This is a genomic window from Cupriavidus sp. 05N40, from assembly GCF_056397305.1.
Genome location: NZ_JBFTND010000105.1, coordinates 21127 through 38686, shown reverse-complemented (window position 1 = coordinate 38686; position 17560 = coordinate 21127). Strand labels below are relative to the sequence as shown.

General features: G+C 63.8%; 15 protein-coding genes. 9 read left to right on the top strand and 6 right to left on the bottom strand.

All coding sequences use genetic code 11. The features are described 5' to 3' along the window. Nucleotides 1-867: 867 nt before the first annotated feature. Nucleotides 868-2577, top strand: coding sequence for a carboxylesterase/lipase family protein (locus AC1DO7_RS23285; RefSeq protein WP_441623711.1), 1710 nt, complete (start codon nucleotides 868-870; stop codon nucleotides 2575-2577). Between the two features lie 14 nt (nucleotides 2578-2591). On the opposite strand, the gene AC1DO7_RS23280 is transcribed toward AC1DO7_RS23285, so the two are convergent. Continuing rightward, on the bottom strand, nucleotides 2592-3542 hold the full coding sequence (locus AC1DO7_RS23280) for a LysR family transcriptional regulator (protein WP_441623709.1): 951 nt from the start codon (nucleotides 3540-3542) through the stop codon (nucleotides 2592-2594). A 132-nt stretch (nucleotides 3543-3674) separates the two neighbouring features. Here AC1DO7_RS23280 and AC1DO7_RS23275 point away from each other — a divergent pair, with 132 nt between their 5' ends. From AC1DO7_RS23275 to AC1DO7_RS23260, 4 genes are all read left to right on the top strand, one after another. Next, nucleotides 3675-4661, top strand: a complete 987-nt coding sequence (locus AC1DO7_RS23275; RefSeq protein WP_441623707.1) for a Bug family tripartite tricarboxylate transporter substrate binding protein — start codon at nucleotides 3675-3677, stop codon at nucleotides 4659-4661. Between the two features lie 166 nt (nucleotides 4662-4827). After that, a complete protein-coding gene (locus AC1DO7_RS23270; RefSeq protein WP_441623705.1) occupies nucleotides 4828-6231 on the top strand; it encodes a M20/M25/M40 family metallo-hydrolase in 1404 nt (467 codons plus the stop codon). A gap of 52 nt (nucleotides 6232-6283) precedes the next feature. Beyond that, complete coding sequence (locus AC1DO7_RS23265; protein WP_477116617.1) at nucleotides 6284-7366, top strand: Glu/Leu/Phe/Val family dehydrogenase; 1083 nt, start codon at nucleotides 6284-6286, stop codon at nucleotides 7364-7366. A gap of 205 nt (nucleotides 7367-7571) precedes the next feature. Then, nucleotides 7572-8660 carry a porin gene (locus AC1DO7_RS23260; protein WP_441623701.1) on the top strand — a complete coding sequence of 363 codons (1089 nt, stop codon included), beginning with the start codon at nucleotides 7572-7574 and terminating at the stop codon, nucleotides 8658-8660. A gap of 51 nt (nucleotides 8661-8711) precedes the next feature. Here the strand turns inward: AC1DO7_RS23260 and AC1DO7_RS23255 are convergent, their stop codons facing one another. The 5 genes from AC1DO7_RS23255 to catA form a co-directional block, all read right to left on the bottom strand. Further along, nucleotides 8712-9497 (bottom strand): 1,6-dihydroxycyclohexa-2,4-diene-1-carboxylate dehydrogenase, encoded by a 786-nt coding sequence (locus tag AC1DO7_RS23255; RefSeq protein ID WP_441623699.1) that lies wholly within the window; start codon nucleotides 9495-9497, stop codon nucleotides 8712-8714. Between the two features lie 17 nt (nucleotides 9498-9514). Continuing rightward, entirely contained in the window at nucleotides 9515-10534 is a 1020-nt protein-coding gene (gene benC, locus AC1DO7_RS23250) for a benzoate 1,2-dioxygenase electron transfer component BenC (protein WP_441623697.1), read from the bottom strand. 21 nt (nucleotides 10535-10555) lie between these two features. Beyond that, nucleotides 10556-11071 (bottom strand): benzoate 1,2-dioxygenase small subunit, encoded by a 516-nt coding sequence (gene benB, locus AC1DO7_RS23245; RefSeq protein ID WP_441623695.1) that lies wholly within the window; start codon nucleotides 11069-11071, stop codon nucleotides 10556-10558. Next, entirely contained in the window at nucleotides 11068-12519 is a 1452-nt protein-coding gene (gene benA / locus AC1DO7_RS23240; protein ID WP_441623693.1) for a benzoate 1,2-dioxygenase large subunit, read from the bottom strand. Before benA ends, benB begins: the two co-directional genes overlap by 4 nt. A 104-nt stretch (nucleotides 12520-12623) precedes the next feature. Further along, on the bottom strand, nucleotides 12624-13547 hold the full coding sequence (gene catA / locus AC1DO7_RS23235; protein WP_441643619.1) for a catechol 1,2-dioxygenase: 924 nt from the start codon (nucleotides 13545-13547) through the stop codon (nucleotides 12624-12626). Nucleotides 13548-13693: 146 nt separating this feature from the next. Between catA and AC1DO7_RS23230 the strand changes: the two genes are divergently transcribed. From AC1DO7_RS23230 to AC1DO7_RS23215, 4 genes are all read left to right on the top strand, one after another. Next, the gene (locus AC1DO7_RS23230) at nucleotides 13694-14611 is read left to right on the top strand and encodes a LysR family transcriptional regulator (RefSeq protein ID WP_441623689.1); all 918 of its coding nucleotides are present in this window, start codon (nucleotides 13694-13696) and stop codon (nucleotides 14609-14611) included. A 112-nt stretch (nucleotides 14612-14723) separates the two neighbouring features. Further along, entirely contained in the window at nucleotides 14724-15869 is a 1146-nt protein-coding gene (locus tag AC1DO7_RS23225; protein ID WP_441623687.1) for a muconate/chloromuconate family cycloisomerase, read from the top strand. After that, nucleotides 15866-16648, top strand: coding sequence for a 3-oxoadipate enol-lactonase (pcaD, locus tag AC1DO7_RS23220; RefSeq protein WP_441623685.1), 783 nt, complete (start codon nucleotides 15866-15868; stop codon nucleotides 16646-16648). The genes AC1DO7_RS23225 and pcaD overlap by 4 nt, the downstream gene beginning before the upstream one ends. Before the next feature lie 26 nt (nucleotides 16649-16674). Further along, a complete protein-coding gene (locus AC1DO7_RS23215) occupies nucleotides 16675-17511 on the top strand; it encodes a 3-oxoadipate:acetyl-CoA acetyltransferase (RefSeq protein ID WP_441623719.1) in 837 nt (278 codons plus the stop codon). Nucleotides 17512-17560: the final 49 nt, after the last annotated feature.

Here is a 17560-nt window from a genome sequence, read left to right as displayed (position 1 = left end):
GCCAACGTCAATGTCAACGTCAACCAGAACATCCTCCAGCTGCAGAGCGTCAACGTGAACACGCTCAACAACGTCGGCGTGATCGGCTCCGGCCTCGGGCTGGCGATCGATGTCAATCCTTCGCAATGGGCTGCCACCCACGCCAAGGTGTGAACGGCATGCGCCCCGGCACTGTGGCAACCCCGAGGGTTCCACGGCCGGCGCGGGTGTGAAGGCACCATAACGCCGGCGTCGATGCGGGCCCCTCTCTGCACCAGCGGGCCGCTAGCGGGGTCATCGGCGCGAAATCTGGCGGTGGCCGCTCCGCACTCGGCTTGCCCTCAGGCTCTTCGGCCATGAGGGATCCTTTGCGCCAGTAGTGAGCACAGGCTCACGATTCTGCACTCACCGGAAGCGTCCAAGCGCGCAATCCCGGAACTGCTCGGCAAGAGCGCCGACGACTGACGTCGTCCTGCCAGGCGCTGCCAGCTGAACTCCTGCGGCACCCTGCATGCCATCGAGAAGCGTGTCCGTCTGATCGAAACGTCGATCGGGTCGTGAAGCAATCCGCACTATGCAAGAAGATCGCGGACGCGCCCGGCATCGGTCCGATCACCGCCACCGCCACCGCCGTGGTCGCCGCGATCGGCGACGGCAGACCGTTTCGACATCACGAACAAGGCGCTTGCAGAAGGCGTCGGGTCCATACAAGTCCGGATGCAGCGTTTCCTTAATTACCAAAAGTTATCAAAAAAATGATTCGAATGCATTGGACAAATAAATATCAATTCAATATTATCAAGTAAATATATATAAGCCGCACCGATGATTATCGATAAATATTTCCGTGCGCGGCAATAATCTCCCTCTCCCGGCATTATCGTATTTATGCTTTATTTTAATTCGTTTCATTTTTTGAAAGAAGGAGGGCAGGGGGAAATGGCCAACAGAGTGAGAGCAGTGCAACTTGATCGGACACTGCGTGGCGCGTTAGCTATCGCCGGCTCGGCGCTGGTCGTTGCCGCTTGCGGCGGCGACGATAATAGCCCGCCGGCAGCGGCGGTTTCCCAGGCGCCGCCGCTGGCGGTGACGACAGCGGAGGGCCCTGTGATTGGCACCGCCGCTAACGGTACCGTGTCCTTCAAAGGCATCCCCTACGCCGACCCGCCGGTGGGGCCGCTACGCTGGGCACCGACCAGACCGGCAACGGCGCGATCCGCGCCCCTGGATGCGTCAGCGTTCGGCGCTGCCTGCCCACAGCCTGCCACCGGCGGTGAAAAGGTGACAAGTGAAAACTGTCTGTTCTTGAACGTGTGGAAGCCGCAGAGCGCGGCGTCGGGCAGCAAGCTTCCGGTGGTCGTGTACATACACGGCGGTGCGTTCACACTTGGATCGGGTGGCGGCGACATGAGTCGACTGGCATCAAAAGGCGTCGTCGGCGTGAGTCTCAACTACCGGCTAGGCGCCCTGGGATACCTTGCCAACGCGGCATTGCGGTCGTCAAACCGCGACGGCAGCCTCGGAAATTTTGCATTGATGGACCAGATGGCCGCCCTGGCCTGGGTTCAGCGCAATATCGCCGCATTTGGCGGAGACCCAACGAACGTTACGATCTGGGGCACTTCCGCCGGAGCCACCCAGAGCTTTTCGCTACTTCAGTCCCCGAAGGCAAAAGGCTTGTTCCAACGCGCCATCATGCAGAGCGGCGGTGCGTCCGAGTACTCCAATCCATCGCAGGCATCCGCATTGGCTGTCGGCGATGCGGCAGTGGCAGCGCTCGGTTGCGACAAGGCCGCCGATGTCGTGGCTTGCCTGCGAGCGCTGCCGGTATCTGCATTGCTCAATGAGACCGGCCGGAAATGGCGGCCGACGGTGGATGCCCAAATCGTTACGCAAGTCCCCGCGCAGGCATTTGCGACCGGCAACTTCAACCAGGTTCCCGTCATGACCGGAGGCGTCTACGACGAAGGCACGCTGTTTGTAGACCCAGCCCTGCCGGCGGCCGCCTACCTTCCATACCTCCACGGCCTGGCGCCGGCTGGCTTCGATACCACGGCTATCGACGCGGCCTATCCGATCTCCGGGTATGCGGTACCAGCCCAAGGCATCGCCAGGGCGATCGGCGATGCGATGTACGCGTGTGGGAATAGTGCAAGGCGCGACACACTTTCGGCATGGGTGCCGGTTTTTGCCTGGGAGTTCACCGACCCGGCACTCTCGTTTCCCGCTGCACCCACGCAGTTTTACTACGGCACCGCACATGGCATGGATAGCTTCTATCTGTTCGACACGGTGGACCAGCTGGCCACGTACCCATACTTCGACGAGCGCACGGCGCCGCAGGATCCTGACCGCACGAAAGCGCGCCAGGCACTCGCGGCGCAAATGTCCAGCTACATTGTGAACTTCGTGAAGACGGGAGATCCTAACGGCGACGGCACGAACATCCCAGTGCGCTGGCCGAGATTCACCGGCCCGACCGACCGCGCCATGATTGCGTTCTCGTATCCGGTCATCAAGATCACGAACAACGCCTTCGAGACGGCGCACAAGTGTGACACGGTGTGGGGCCCGACGGTATTTCCCTCAATCTACTGACCACGGCGTCATCCTTATCCTCGGCAGTCCGCGCCCGGGCGGCCGAGGCCTTGTACTGTGTCCGATTCCTGCCGGCACAACTCCTCGCAGAAGTCGCGTATGACCGCCGTTGGCGGGGCCTCCGTGCGCCACCGCATGGTGACGAAGACGAATTGCGCGCGCAGCGGAGGGCATCGGGCAACGTTCAACGCCACTAGTTCACCCGCTTGTAGCATGCGTCGGGCAACGCCGAGCACGCCGACAAACAAGGCATCCGTGCGCTTCACAGCTTCGAGCAGGCCCGGGATCTCGTCCGATGTCACATGCAGCCATTTTTGCGGATAAGCATCAGGGCCAAACGCCTCGACGAGGTTACGCGAAAGGTCATCACTGATCGCGGTGGAGATGATCGGGTACTCGCGCAGTTCGTCGAACTCCACCACATCCTTTCCGCTCAGCGGATGCCCCTGTCTGCAGAGAAAACCAGAAGGTATCTCGGCCAATGGAAAGATGTTGAGGTCATCGTGAAGTGGCACGGCACGGGAATTAACCACCAGCGCGTCGATCGACCTTGCCCGCAGTGCCGTGAGCTGATTCGCCACGCTGCCGCCCATTATCTGTACGCGGATGCCCGGGAAGTGATTCAACACATGCTCCAGCAGGGGAGCCGTCAACATCGCGCTGGGCGCCGCGCTCAAGCCCAATTGCACGGTGCCGATCTTGCCCTGACCGAACAGCTTTGCGCTGCGCTTTAGCTCGCGCGCTTCGATGACGATCTTCAAGGCTCGCTCCGCCACTGCCGCGCCGAATGGCGTGAGTTCGTTGCGCTTGCCGATGCGGTCGATCAGGCACTGCCCAAGTTCGCTCTCCAGCATCTGGATGCTTCGGCTTAGTGCAGGCTGAGTCAGATTGAGTTTTTCCGCCGCCCGGCTAAACGAGCCGGTTTCGACGAGGGCAAGGAGATGGTCAAGCTGCTGAAGGTTCATGGGTTGCCGTCTCTGGGCGCCAAAGCATGAGAAAGAATTATCAAAAAAATGATAACAATGCATTGGACCGATAGTCGATAGGTTTCTACCATACTTTTGCGGCTTTGCTAACCTCTCGTACTCAAGACGAACATGAAACTTGCAAGAACCCTTTGGGCCCTGTTCACGCTTGCCTTGGCTGGGCTGGCCCCGGCTTCGGCGCAAGGGCCATATCCAGCACGCCCCATCTCTCTGATGGTGCCGTATCCAGCCGGTGCAGCCAGCGACGTCACGGCTCGCGCGTTGAACGGATTGATCGGCCAGGAGATTGGCGGCCAGGTGATCGTCGAGAACCTGGGCGGGGCCAGCGGAGCCATCGCGGCGAACAAGGTACTCGGAGCGGCAGCCGACGGCTATTACCTGTTCCAGGGTTCACCTAACGAATTGATCCTGGCGGGATTGGCCAACAAAGGAGTCAAGCACAAGCCGGAGGATTTCGAGTTCGTGGCGCCGGTTGCGACCTCGCCATTGATACTGATGGTCAATGCAGGCATCCCGGCCGATACCCTTGACGAGTTCGTTGCGCTCGCCCGGCGCAAGGGCAAGAACACATTGAATTACGGCTCGCCCGGTGCCGGCTCGCTTGTGCACCTGATGACCGAAATGGTCTCCAAGCGCATCGGTGTGCCGATGACTCACGTCCCGTATAAAGGCGGCGTGCCGCTGGTGGCGGACTTGATCGGCGGACAGATCGACTTTGCCATCTTGCCCTATCAGGCCAACTACGAAGGTTTTGTCAAACAGGGCCGCGTGAAGATCATTGGCACATTCTCGAAGCGACCGCTACCGTTGCCCTTCCAGTCGATCCCGACAATCGATAAGAGCCGTGTCCTGGCAGACTTCGACTACGGTATCTGGACCGCGTACCTGGTAAAGAAGGGAACCGATCCCGCCATCGTCGAGCGCCTGAATGCGGCCATTGCCGCGTCGCTGCGCAATCCGGCCGCGCGCGCCGTTCTGGAAGCACAAGGCAAGACTCTCTTCGACCCCATGAGCATTGCCGCCGGCAAGAGGTTTTACGAGGCTGAGATACAGCGCTACCGCGCGATCTTCAAGGCTTCTAGCTACGAACCGGAATAGCCGGCATGCCGTCTGCCAGCCGCAGGAAGCGGCCAGACGGCGACATCCCTTCCCCGTTTTCCCCAGAGCCATGCCCCGGCGTTCCCCGCCGGGATGGATTGCCACGCCTGCTTGCCGAGCGAGACGGGGCATGGTGCACGCCTTCGACCTTACCGGACCACGATTCATGACAGCAGAAGTCATTCAATATCTCGAATCACGCCAGGACAATATTGTCGGCTGGCTAGACGAATTCCTGCGTATTCCCAGTGTGAGCGCCGACCCGGCGTTCGCGCCCCGGATGGAGGAGGCCCGAGCATTTCTGTTGGAGCGCCTGCGGAGCATGGGCCTGGACGATGTGCGTCTGGTGGATGGCGGCGGTGAACCTGCGGTATATGGCTCATGGCTGGGCGCGCCCGGCAAGCCCACCCTCCTGATCTATGGTCACTATGATGTGCAACCCGCCGAACCCATCGCCCTGTGGCGTACACCGCCTTTCGAGCCGACGCTGGATGGCGACCGCCTTTATGCTCGCGGCGCGTCTGACGTCAAGGGGTCGACGACCATTGCTTTGGAAGTCGTTGCCGCATTTCTCGCCGTCAACGGCGCGTGTCCGGTTAACGTCAAGATCTTCCTGGAAGGGGAGGAGGAAACCGGTAGCCCTTCGCTGAGTGCGCTAGCCCAGCGTCACCGGCAACTGCTCTCGGCCGATGCGGTCTTGTCCGCCGACGGCGGTCGCGCCAGCGCGGACTTTCCGACCATCAACACTGGCGCGCGTGGCAACTGCCTGCTCGAGGTCAGCCTGATTACCGCGGACAAGGATCTGCACTCCGGGCGCTACGGCGGCTGCACGCTGAACGCGCTGCATGAGATGGCGCGCCTCGTTGCATCGCTGCACAGGATCGACGGAAGCGTCGCCGTGGAAGGCTTCTATGCTGGTGCGGCGCCGCTCGCGGCGTCACAGCGGGCGGACACTGCTGCTTTGCCCTTCGACGGGGTGGCCTATCTGGGCGATGTCGGCGCTGCGGCGCATGGTGAGCCGGGCTTCAGCATGCGCGAACAGATCACGCTGCGTCCCTGTCTCGATGTCAACGGGCTGTGGGGCGGCTACACGGGCAGCGGCAACAAAACCATCATTCCTTGTCAGGCCAACGCCAAGATGAGCATCAGGCTGGTGGAGGGGCAGGAATCCGGGCAAGTGCTGCAGGCCGTGCTCGAGCATCTGCAGAGTCATTGTCTTCCGGGAGCAAGACTCGACGTGGTGGCCATGCATGGTGGCAGCCCCGCATCGACCCTCGACGCGGGCCATCCCCTTGTTCTCGCAGCCGACCAGGTGCTGAGCAGCATCAGCGGCATCCGGCCGGTTCGCGTGCGACTCGGCGCCTCGGTTCCCATCACCTCGCTGTTCAAGGAAGTCCTCGGCATCGACACCCTGATGTTCGGCTTCAACCTGCCGGACGAGGATGTCCATGCGCCAAACGAGTTCTTCCGGATCAGCTCGATCGCGCAGGGCCTGAAGGCCTGGACCCTGCTGCTGGCGGCGCTGGGCGAGTTTGCTCCCGCTACCTTTCATGCCGGACTGTCTGCATAGCAGTTGTCTCGACCTTGGGCATTCATTCACTCCAACCCATCTGATTTCCAATATGCCTTCCATTGATATCCACCGCCTCGCCTCGAGGAAAAGCCTCTTCGGCGTTGCAGGCGAGCCCCCTCACGAGAAGGTTCATTTGTTCGCGGACGAGAGCACGGGGCTGCGTGCCATCGTGGCATTGCACAATACTGTTCGGGGCCCCGCGTTCGGCGGCTGCCGTTACTACACTTATGGCTCGGAGGAGCGAGCCCTGGAAGACGCCCTCAGGCTGTCGCGGGGCATGAGCCTGAAGAACGCCATGGCGGACCTGCCCTTCGGCGGCGGGAAGTCGGTGATCCTGCGCACTCCGCAACAGACCAACCGGGCCGAGCTGTTCCAGCTGTTCGGCAGCTTGATCCAGTCGCTGTCGGGTACCTACATTACTGGCGAGGATGTCGGCACCACTGAGGAGGATCTGCTGCAGATCGGGAAGCAGACGTCGTTCGCGGCGGGCATTCCCCGGGCGGGACAGTTTGGGGGAAACCCGTCGCCAAAGACGGCGCTGGGCGTTTTTGCGTCTATTCAGCGCGCCTGGAAGATGATGCATGGCGACGCATCGCTCGATGGCGTCTCCGTGGCGATTCAGGGACTCGGCGCCRTGGGTTGGGTACTGGCTGACTGGCTTCACGGCGCTGGCTGCCGCCTGATCGTTGCTGACGTGGATTCCGCGCGCGCGGCCGCGGCGCACGCCGCGTTCGGCGCGAAGGTCGTTTCACCACAAGAGATCACGGCTCAACCAGTTGACGTGCTGGCGCCTTGCGCACTCGGCGCGACGCTGAACGCCGAAAGTATTCCTGGAATCCAGGCTCAACTGATTGCCGGCGCGGCCAACAATCARCTTGCCACTTCCGACGACGGCGAAGCGCTCCATGAGCGTGGCATTGCCTATTTGCCTGACTTCCTCGTCAATGCGGGCGGTATCGTCAGCTGCGTCCGCGAATACGAGGGCGGCGCGACGGATGCGGCGGTGGATACGGAAGTCCTGCGCATCGCCGATCGTGTGGAAGGCCTGTTCGAACGCGCAAGCAGGACTGAGATGTCGCTTGCCCGAGCGGCGCAAGAGTGGGCGCTAGAGAAGCTGGCACGCTCAGCCTAGACGTCCGGGCGCGAAATTGCGCAATCCACGGCGGGTTGCCATCCGGCCCGCCGTTGGCATCCCGACACCCGCAGTCTCTGAAATCCAAATCAAAAGGGGACCGCGCCGCTATCGAAACGGTCGCGGTGGGGAGCGTCTCGTCTGTCTGAACCGCTCCTTGCCGCCTAACCGCCGCCCGGCATCCCTTCACATCGCGAGCCAATCCATGAAGAAAACCATCATTGCCATTGCTGCTGTCGTCGTCCCAGGCAGCGCGTTCGCCCAGGACAGCGGTATCGTGCTGTACGGGTTGATCGACGTCGGCGTCGAATATGCCAACAGACAACCAGACAACGCAGGAAGCGTGACGCGGATGACGTCCGGCAACCTCGCGGGATCCCGCTGGGGGCTGCGCGGGTCGGAGGATCTCGGGGCAGGCTATAGCGCCATCTTTGTCCTGGAGAGCGGCTTCGACACCGATACCGGCAAGTCCGGACAGAACTCGCGACTGTTCGGGCGGCAGGCATTCGTTGGTCTGCAGAATCCCCTTGGCAAGATCACACTGGGGCGGCAGATCACGCCATTCTTTGAATTCGGTGGCGACTACGACCCTATGCAGTTGGGAACCAAATACTCGCTCATCAGCCAGGACGTCTACTTCGTTTCTCGCTCCGACAACTCGGTCAAGTACGCGGGGACATTTGGCAGCTTCTCCGCGTCCGCGCTTTACAGCTTTGGCGTCGACAGCACGGTCAACGGCGGAAGCGAAGTCCCGGGTGCGCCAAAGATCGGCCGGGAGTACGGCGTTAGAGTGCGTTACGCAAGTGGCCCCTTTTCGATCGGCGCGATATACGACCAGGTGGGCACGGGAACATTGGCCGCCAGTCCAGACGCCAGGATCCGGCGCGCGGCAGTGGCGGCATCCTTCGATATCGGCCCTGCTCACACGTTCGCCGGCTACCGGCGGGCGAAGGCATACGACGGTGGAATCGTCACAGGGGCCCTGGCTGGCGCCGGCAACCAGGCATCCAACCTCTACTGGGCCGGGCTTAGATACGACTTGTCGGCGGCGCTGAGCCTGACAGGTGCAGCCTATTATCAGGACTTCAAGAACACCAATGCGGACCCTTGGCTGTTCTCGCTGCTGCTGGACTACTCGCTGTCCAAGCGCACCGACATCTTTACCGCGGTGGGCTATACGCTGAACCGCCATGGTTCCAACCTCGGACTGAGCAATGGCTCTTCCGGATTTGGGCAGACCACCGCTGGCGCCAATCAGTTCGGCGTCACCACGGGCATYAGGCATCGGTTCTGAGCGTGCTCACCTGGCGTCGGCGGCGGCCCAATCTACGCAAGTGGCTTTCCGTCAGCCCTGATCCCCACCGCCCACTGGCACGACCGTTCCTGTCATGTAAGAGGCCTCCTCGGATGCCAGGAACAGAATGGCGCGCACCTGCTCGTCGATCGTGCCATAGCGCTGCATCAGGCTGCTGGCTTTGGTCTGATCGACGATGGCCTGGTACCAGCTGGCTTCCTGCTCGCTCTGCGCTGAGGTATTGCGCGGTATCTTGCGCGGCGGCGCCTCGGTCCCCCCAGTCGCCACGGCGTTGACGCGTATCCCTTCGTGCGCATGCTCGAAGGCGAGGCTGGCCGTCAGTGCGTTGACGCCGCCCTTGGCCGCCGCGTAGGGAACGCGGTGGATGCTGCGCGTGGCGATCGACGACACGTTGACRATGACACCCTGGCGCCGCGCCACCATGCCGGGCAGCACCGCCCGGCAGCACCACAGCGTCGGGAACAAAGAGCGCCGGATCTCGGCTTCGATCTGGTCTTCTTCATAAGCCTGGAAGGGCTTTGCCCAGATCGTGCCGCCCACGTTGTTGACGAGAATGTCGATGTGGCCGAACGCTGCATCCGCGGCCTTCACCATCTGCACGGCGCCGGCGTAGCTCTCCAGATCGGCGTGCACGGCAATGGCCTGTCCGCCGGCTGCCGTGATCTGCGCCGCGACTTCATCGACCAGCGCCGAGCGGTCGACCAGCGCGACCCACGCGCCCTCGGCGGCGGCAGCCAGCGCCACCCCGCGGCCGATGCCTTGCGCGGCGCCGGTCACGACCATCGATTTACCTGCGAAACGTGTAGCCGTTCTCATATTGTCTTGCTCCTCGCTCATGCCGCGTTGCTGGCCGAGAACTTCTCGTAGTAGAAGCCGGCAGGCGTGATGCCGCTTTGCTGCAGCCACCCACGCACAGCCTCCACCATCGCAACGGGACCGCACAGGTAGATGTCGACATCGCCACCGTTGAGCCATTCCGGTTCCACATGGGCGGTGACATAGCCCTTGCGTGCATGGCCGCTGGCGGGGTCAGCCACGCAGGTCCGGTATTCGAGGCCGGGCAAGGCGGCCTGCGCGGCATCGATGCGCGACAGCGCCACCAGGTCAATGTCGTTTGTGACACCGTAGACCATGCGCACGGGATGCGCACAGCCGCGCGTGGCCAGGGCATCGAACATCGACAGGAAGGGGGCGATGCCGGTGCCGCCAGCCAGGAACAACACCGGCCGCGCCACCTCGCGCAGGTAGAAGCTGCCGTAGGGACCCGAGAATGCCACGCGCTCGCCGGATTTTGCCTGGCTGGTCAGCCAGGTGCTCATCTGTCCTTTCGGCACGTTGCGCACCACGAAGCCGGTGCGCGCGCTGCCGGGCGCGGAGCTGAAGGAGTATGAGCGCGTCTGGCTGGTGCCCGGGATCTCGACGTTGACATACTGGCCAGGCAGGAAGTCCAGGCCGCCGGCATCGTCCAGGTCGATGGCGAAGCCAATGGTCGACTCGGAGAGCTGTTCCAGCTCGGCCAGCGTCCCCTGGTAGGTGGCGACACCGGTCTTGCACGCGGCCGACGATGCGGGCACGCGGATCACGCAGTCCGAGCGGGGCCGGGTCTGACAGGCCAGCACGTAGCCGCCCGCGGCCTCCTCTGCGGTCAGCGCATCTTCGATATAACTCGATTCCGGCAAGTCATAGCTGCCCGACTCGCACAGGCCGCGGCAGGTGCCGCAGGCACCGTCGCGGCAGTCCAGCGGGATATTGATCTGTTGCCGGTAGGCGGCGTCGGACAGGGTTTCGTTCTCGCCACAGGTGATGAACCGGGTGACGCCGTCCTCGAATTGCAGGGCGATGGTATGTTCCATAGCGCGTTTCTCCAGCCTGGATCAGATGTGATAAATGTCGATGACCTGGTTGATGTAGTCGTTCTTGAGCACGACGTACTTGTCCAGGATGCGCGGCTGCCCGTCGGAGAGATCGAGCGTGTAGCGCGACATGCCGAAGTAGCTGTAGGTGGTCTGGTAGCGATGGCTGAGGGTGTGCCAGTTGAAGCGCACGGTGCACGTGTCGCCCTCTGCCCCGAGCACTTCCACGTTGCTCAGGTTGTGACTGGTGCGCGTGTCCGGAATGGTGGCGCTGGAGCGCTCCGTCTTGATGCGAAACACGCGATCTTCCAGGCCCTGGCGGGTCGGGTAATAGATCAGCGAGATCTCACGCTGCGGGTCGGTGATGAGCTCGCCGTCGTCATCCCAGCATGGCATCCAGAAGGTTGCTTCGGGGTGGTAGCAGGCGAGCCATGCATCCCACTCTTCGTCGTCCAGCAGCCGTGCCTCGCGGTACAGGAAGGACTGGATGGCTGCAAGGTCGACTGGCTTGTCGAGGGTGGTCCCGGCGGTGCTCATGCTGCGCTCCCTGCGGCGGCGTTGTCGAGGTCAGTGGCCGCCGTGGTATCGATGGCGTCGTTCGCGGATGCGCCGAGCTCCTCGGCCACGGCTTTCCTCATCACGTCCAGCCAGTAGCGGTGCTGCACCGTGTACAGGCCCTCGTCCTCGGTCCGCACGCCGCTCATCACCGGCTTGAGCCCGATGCGCTGCGCGGCCTCGTCGGCACCGTCAATCCAGTGCTTCGCGCCGCGGCACATGTCGTTCCAGGCCAGGGCCTGGCCGGCGTAGCCCTGCTGGCAGGCCCGGAATTCCTCGAGGTCGTCCGGCGTGGCCATGCCGCTGACGTTGAAGAAGTCCTCGTACTGGCGGATGCGGCGCGCGCGCGCCTCGTCGGATTCGCCCTTCGGCGCGATGCAGTAGATGGTGACCTCGGTCTTGTCGACGGACAGCGGGCGCAGCAGGCGGATCTGCGAGCCGAACTGGTCCATCAGGTAGACGTTGGGATAGAGGCACAGGTTGCGCGAATTCTGGATCATCCAGTCCGCGGCTTCCGCGCCGCAACGCTCGGCAAATTCCTCGCGCCGGCTGAAGTTGGGACGGTCCTCCGGATTGGCCCAGCGCGTCCACAGCAGCATATGGCCGTGGTCGAAGGCGTAGAAGCCGCCGCCCTGCTGGCCCCACTTGCCGGCGTCCATGGCGCGGATCTTGTCTTCCTGCGCGGTCTTCTGCTTGCGGTGGTTGGTGGTCGCGGCGTAGTTCCAGTGCACCGCCGACACGTGGTAGCCGTCGGCGCCGTTCTCGGCCTGCAGCTTCCAGTTGCCTTCGAAGGTGTAGGTGGAGGAGCCGCGCAGCACCTCGAGCCCGTCGGCGGACTGGTCGACGATCATGTCGATGATGCGGGCCGCTTCGCCGAGGAATTCCTTGAGCGGAGGCACATCCGCGTTCAGGCTGCCGAACAGGAAGCCGCGGTAATTCTCGAAGCGCGCCAGCTTCTTCAGGTCGTGCGAGCCTTCCTTGTTGAAGCAGTCGGGATAGCCGGCATTCTCGGGGTCCTTCACCTTCAGCAGCTTGCCGCTGTTGTTGAAGGTCCAGCCGTGGAACGGGCAGGTATAGGTGGCCTTGTTGCCGCGCTTGTGGCGGCACAGCATGGCGCCGCGGTGGCTGCAGGCGTTGATGAATGCGTTCAGCTCGCCCTGGCGATTGCGCGCGATCACCACCGGCTGGCGGCCGATATGGGTGGTGTAGTAGTCGTTGTTGTTGGGGACCTGGCTTTCGTGGGCCAGGTAGATCCAGTTGCCCTCGAAGATGTGCTTCATCTCGAGTTCGAACAGGTCTTCGTCGGTGAAGGCCTGGCGGTGCAGGCGGTAGTCGCCGCTGGCCTTGTCTTCGACCAGGAAGGCATCGAGGTCGAGGCGCTTTGCGCTGGGGCGAACGGGGGCCTTGCCCTCCGGATAGATGGGGATCATGGAGTTGTCTCCTGCCGATGACTTGTCTTCGGGGCGGTGCCGCGCATGCCGCTGCCGCCTGGGATGGATCTGCCGGCCCGCGGGGCGGGCGGTACTACGGAAAATCAGGCGGCGGCGCGCTGGCGCTCCACCTCGGCGGCGGGGGCGCCATCCTGCTCCGGCAGCAGCCGGAAATCGAAGTCGATCGATGCGAACGGCTTGTCGACGCCATGCTTGTCAAGCGCGGCGGCGTCGGTGACGCGGGTCACCGCGGGGACCAGCCCCTCGCGGCTGGCGAAGGCGAAGTCGTCCCAGAGGTATTCATCGCCGTCGATGTTGATCTGCGTGGTCAACTTGCGATAACCATCCGCCGACACAAAGAAGTGGATGTGGGCCGGGCGCTGGCCGTGGCGCGCGAGCTGGTCCAGCAGGCGCTGCGTGGTGCCCTCCGGCGGGCACCCGTAGCCCTTCGGCACGTTGCTGCGGAACTGGTAGCGGCCATTGGCATCGCTCACGATGGTGCGGCGCAGGTTGAAGTGCGACTGGGTCTTGTCGAAGAACGAGTAGTTGCCCATCAGGTTGGCGTGCCATACCTCGACGCTGGCCCCGGGCAGCGGCTTGCCGTCGGCGCCGTACACCGTACCCTGCATGAACAGGACCTCGCCCTTGCCGTCGTCGCTGCCGTCGTCGAGGCGGGCGAAACCGGTGCTCTTTGGCGCGCCGGCCACGTAGAGCGGGCCTTCGATGGTGCGCGGCGTGCCGCCGGTCAGGCCGGCGCGGGCTTCCGCCTCGTCGGCGCGGATGTCGAGGAAGCGTTCCAGCCCCAGGCCGGCGGCAAGCAGGCCCAGTTCCTGGCTGGCACCCGCCTCGGCAAAGTACTCGATGCCCTTCCACACTTCGCTCGCGCTCAGGTCGAGGTCCTCGATCGCCTTGAACAGGTCCGCGACCAGGCGAACGACCACCTGCTGCACGCGCGGATCGGGCGTGCCTTGCGTGCCGGTCGTGACGATAAAGCTGGTGACCAGGGCATCGATTTCCGAGTGGGTCATGAGAGTCTCCATAATTGTGGTGGGGTTCCGGTCCATGCTTTACGGGTATCAAGCTTGTTTTCCGGGCACGGATGAAGCATAGTCAACGGGGGTTTTTGCAGTCCAACACTGATTTAGTATCTGTTTTATACCCGGGAGGTATAGTTTTGGAATTGCGGCATCTGCGTTACTTTGTCGCCGTGGCGGAGGAACGGAACTTCACTCGCGCGGCCGACCGGCTGCATATGGCACAGCCACCCCTGTCGCGCCAGATCCAGCAACTGGAGGACGACCTGGGTGTGCAACTGTTCGAGCGCCACTCGCGTCCACTGAAGCTGACCGACACCGGGCGCTACTTCTATACCCACGCGCTGCAGCTGCTGGCCCAGACCGCGGAACTGCAGGCGATGACCAAGCGGGTGGGCAAGATCGAGCACAAGATGTCGGTCGGCTTTGTCGGCTCCACGCTGTACGGGATGCTGCCGCGTATCATCCGGCGCTTCCGGCAGACGCACGCCGAGCTGGAACTGAGCCTGCACGAGATGTCGACCATGGACCAGATCAAGGCGCTCAAGGAGGGACGCATCGACGTGGGCTTCGGGCGTATCCGGCATGAGGACCCATCGGTGCGGCGCGTGGTGCTGCGAGAGGAACGCATGATCGTGGCGCTGCCGGTCGGGCATCCGCTGGCTGACGCCAAGTCCCGGCTCGCGCTGCACGACCTGGTGGGTGAGCCGCTCATCATCTTTCCCAAGGCGCCGCGCCCCAGCTTTGCCGACCAGGTGCTGGCCGCCTTCCATGACCGCGCCCTGAAGCCACGGCGCCTGCACGAAGTGCGCGAGCTGCAGATCGCGCTCGGCCTGGTGGCGATGGGCGAAGGCATCTCGGTGGTGCCCAGCAGCGTGTACGGGCTCAAGCGGGACGACGTGACCTACAAGGAGCTGGACGATCCCAAGCTGGTGTCTCCCATCATCATGAGCACACGGATGCTCGACGAGTCGGCGGACCTGCTCTCGCTGCGGGACATGATCTACCAACTCTACGAGGAAGAAGGCATGGCCTACCTGTCGCCGCAGAARCCATGAAGCACAATTGGCGCTTCATACTCCTCAGGTATGAAATCAGACGCCAACGGTGTTGGACGCCCAAAAAATAGCCCTACATACTTCGTGCAACATTCAACTGCACCAGGAAGGTATGAAAGTGGCGACTCAATCCAGCTCCATAGGCATCGAATCGATCGAGGCCATCCTGGTCGATCTGCCGACCATCCGGCCGCACCAGCTCGCCATGGCGACGATGCAACGGCAGACCCTCGTGATCGTCCGCCTGCGCTGCGCCGATGGCGTGGAAGGCATTGGCGAGGCCACTACCATCGGCGGCCTGTCGTATGGCGACGAAAGCCCGGAGGGCATCAAGCTGACCATCGACGCCTACCTGGCCCCGGCGCTGCTCGGCCACGACGCCACCAACATACACGCCGCCATGGCGCGGCTGAACAAGGTGGCGCGCGGCAACCGCTTCGCCAAGTCGGCGCTGGAAACCGCRCTGCTCGATGCGCAGGGCAAGCGTCTCGGCGTGCCGCTGTCGACACTGCTGGGCGGCGTCGTGCGCGACACGCTGCCGGCGCTGTGGACACTGGCCAGTGGCGATACCTCCCGCGACATCGACGAGGCCGAGCGATTGCTGGGCGAGCGCCGCCACAACACCTTCAAGCTCAAGATCGGCCGGCGCAGTGTGCGTGACGACGTGGCGCATGTCTCCGCGATCAAGCGCGCGCTGGGCGAGCGGGCGCGCGTCACCGTGGACGTCAACCAGGCCTGGAACGAAGCGGATGCCGCCACCGGCATCGCCATGCTGGAAGCCGCCGGGATCGACCTGGTCGAACAGCCCATCGCGCGCGAGCAGCGCCCCGCGCTGGCCCGGCTGGCAGCCCGTTTCGTGGTGCCCATCATGGCCGACGAGGCCGTGTGCGGCCCCGAGGACGCGATGGAGCTGGCCCGCCTCGGTGCCGCAGACGTGTTTGCACTAAAGATCGCCAAGTCCGGTGGCATCTTCGGCATGCTGCGCACCGCCGCGGTTGGCGATGCCGCCGGCATCGCCCTCTACGGCGGCACCATGCTGGAAGGCAGCGTCGGCACCATCGCCGCCGCTCACGCCTTCGCCACGCTGCCGCAACTGGCGTGGGGCACGGAACTGTTCGGCCCGCTCCTGCTGAAGGACGACATCGTAGTGGAACGCCCGGTGTACCGGGACTTCGCGCTGCACCTGCCGCAAGGGCCGGGGCTCGGGGTCGCGCTGGATGAGGACAAGCTGGCCCACTACCGGCGGGACCGCACATGAGCATCGCGGATCGCAACGGGCTTCGCCTCTACTATGAGCTTCACGGGCCGCAAGGCGCGCCGGTGCTGGTCATGTCCAACTCGCTGGGCACCACCCTGTCGATGTGGGATCCCCAGATGCCAGCGCTGCTGGAGCACTTCCGCGTGCTGCGCTACGACACGCGCGGCCATGGCGCATCCGGCGTGCCGAGCGCGCCGTTCGGCATGGACGAGTTGGGTGGCGACGTGCTGGCGGTGATGGACCACGCCGGCGTGGGGCAGGCGCATTTCTGCGGCCTGTCGATGGGAGGCATGACCGGCATCTGGCTGGCACGCCATCATCCCGAACGCTTTGGCCGATTCGTACTGGCGAATACCGCGGCGCTGATCGGGCCGCCATCCGGCTGGAACACACGCATCGATCACGTGCGAAGCCACGGCATGTCGATGGTCGCCGAGGGCGTGCTGGCCCGCTGGTTCACGCCGGCCACGCTGGCAGGCGATCCGGCGCGCCTCGCCCCCGTGCTCGCCATGCTTGCCGCCACGGATCCCGACGGCTATATCGGCAACTGTGCCGCGGTGCGCGATGCCGACCTGCGCAGCCTGTTGCCAGGCATCCTGTCGCACGTGCTGGTGATCGCAGGCGTGCAGGATGCCGCCACGACGCCGGAACAGGGCAGCGAACTCGCGCGGGGCATTGCCGAGGCCGAATACCTCGTGCTCAATGCCGCGCATCTGTCCAACTGGGAGCAGCCCGCGGCATTCTCGCGTGCGGTGATACGCTTCCTTTCGAGGGCATGATGCCCTATACCACCTCAGGAGCCGACATGACCCAGCCCTGCATTATCTCCGTCGCCATCACCGGCTCCTTGCCGCGCAAGCGGGACAACCCTGCCGTGCCGATCACCGTCAGCGAACAGGTCGAGTCCACCCAGGCCGCGTTCGAAGCGGGCGCCACGCTCGTCCACCTGCACGTGCGCAATGACGACGAGACGCCATCCTCGGAGCCGGACCGCTTTGCCCTCGTACTCGAGGGAATCCGCAAGCATGCGCCCGGCATCATCACGCAAGTCTCGACCGGTGGCCGCTCCGGGGCGGGAAAGGAGCGCGGCGGGATGCTGTCGCTGCGGCCGGACATGGCGTCGCTTGCCACGGGATCAGTCAATTTCCCGACTCGCGTCTATGACAATCCGCCAGACCTCGTGGATTGGCTTGCCGCCGAAATGAAGGCCTACGCCATCAAGCCCGAGATAGAGGCCTTCGATCTGTCGATGATCTTCCAGGCGGTCGCCATGCAACAGGCGGGCAAGATCGACGGCGCACTGCATATTCAGTTTGTGATGGGCATCAAGAATGCGATGCCGGTCGATCGGGAAGTGCTCGCCTTCTACGTGCAGACCCTGCGGCGCCTGGCGCCCGATGCTACCTGGACCGGCGCGGGCATCGGCCGGGACCAGTTGACGATGGCGCGCTGGTCGCTCGAACTCGGCGGCCATTGTCGCACCGGCCTGGAGGACAACGTCCGGCTCGACAAGGATACCCTTGCCCCGTCCAATGCCGCGCTGGTCGGCCAGGTAGCGGCCTTGTGCAAGGAGCATGGGCGCCCCGTGGCGACGGTGGCGCAGGCGCGGGCGCTCCTGGGGTTGCCCTCGGCCGCGAATTGAAGCGGATCGGGAGCAGAGAAAGACGCAGGCGACGCGGATCTCATCGCCT

What these genes read in the sequence shown, in the direction of transcription:
- AC1DO7_RS23275 (WP_441623707.1), top strand. Translation starts at nt 3,675, where the DNA reads ATGAAACTTGCAAGAACCCTTTGGGCCCTGTTCACGCTTGCCTTGGCT.
- catA (WP_441643619.1), bottom strand. Translation starts at nt 13,547, where the DNA reads ATGACCCACTCGGAAATCGATGCCCTGGTCACCAGCTTTATCGTCACG.
- benC (WP_441623697.1), bottom strand. Translation starts at nt 10,534, where the DNA reads ATGGAACATACCATCGCCCTGCAATTCGAGGACGGCGTCACCCGGTTC.
- benA (WP_441623693.1), bottom strand. Translation starts at nt 12,519, where the DNA reads ATGATCCCCATCTATCCGGAGGGCAAGGCCCCCGTTCGCCCCAGCGCA.
- AC1DO7_RS23280 (WP_441623709.1), bottom strand. Translation starts at nt 3,542, where the DNA reads ATGAACCTTCAGCAGCTTGACCATCTCCTTGCCCTCGTCGAAACCGGC.
- pcaD (WP_441623685.1), top strand. Translation starts at nt 15,866, where the DNA reads ATGAGCATCGCGGATCGCAACGGGCTTCGCCTCTACTATGAGCTTCAC.
- AC1DO7_RS23285 (WP_441623711.1), top strand. Translation starts at nt 868, where the DNA reads ATGCTTTATTTTAATTCGTTTCATTTTTTGAAAGAAGGAGGGCAGGGG.
- AC1DO7_RS23270 (WP_441623705.1), top strand. Translation starts at nt 4,828, where the DNA reads ATGACAGCAGAAGTCATTCAATATCTCGAATCACGCCAGGACAATATT.
- benB (WP_441623695.1), bottom strand. Translation starts at nt 11,071, where the DNA reads ATGAGCACCGCCGGGACCACCCTCGACAAGCCAGTCGACCTTGCAGCC.
- AC1DO7_RS23215 (WP_441623719.1), top strand. Translation starts at nt 16,675, where the DNA reads ATGACCCAGCCCTGCATTATCTCCGTCGCCATCACCGGCTCCTTGCCG.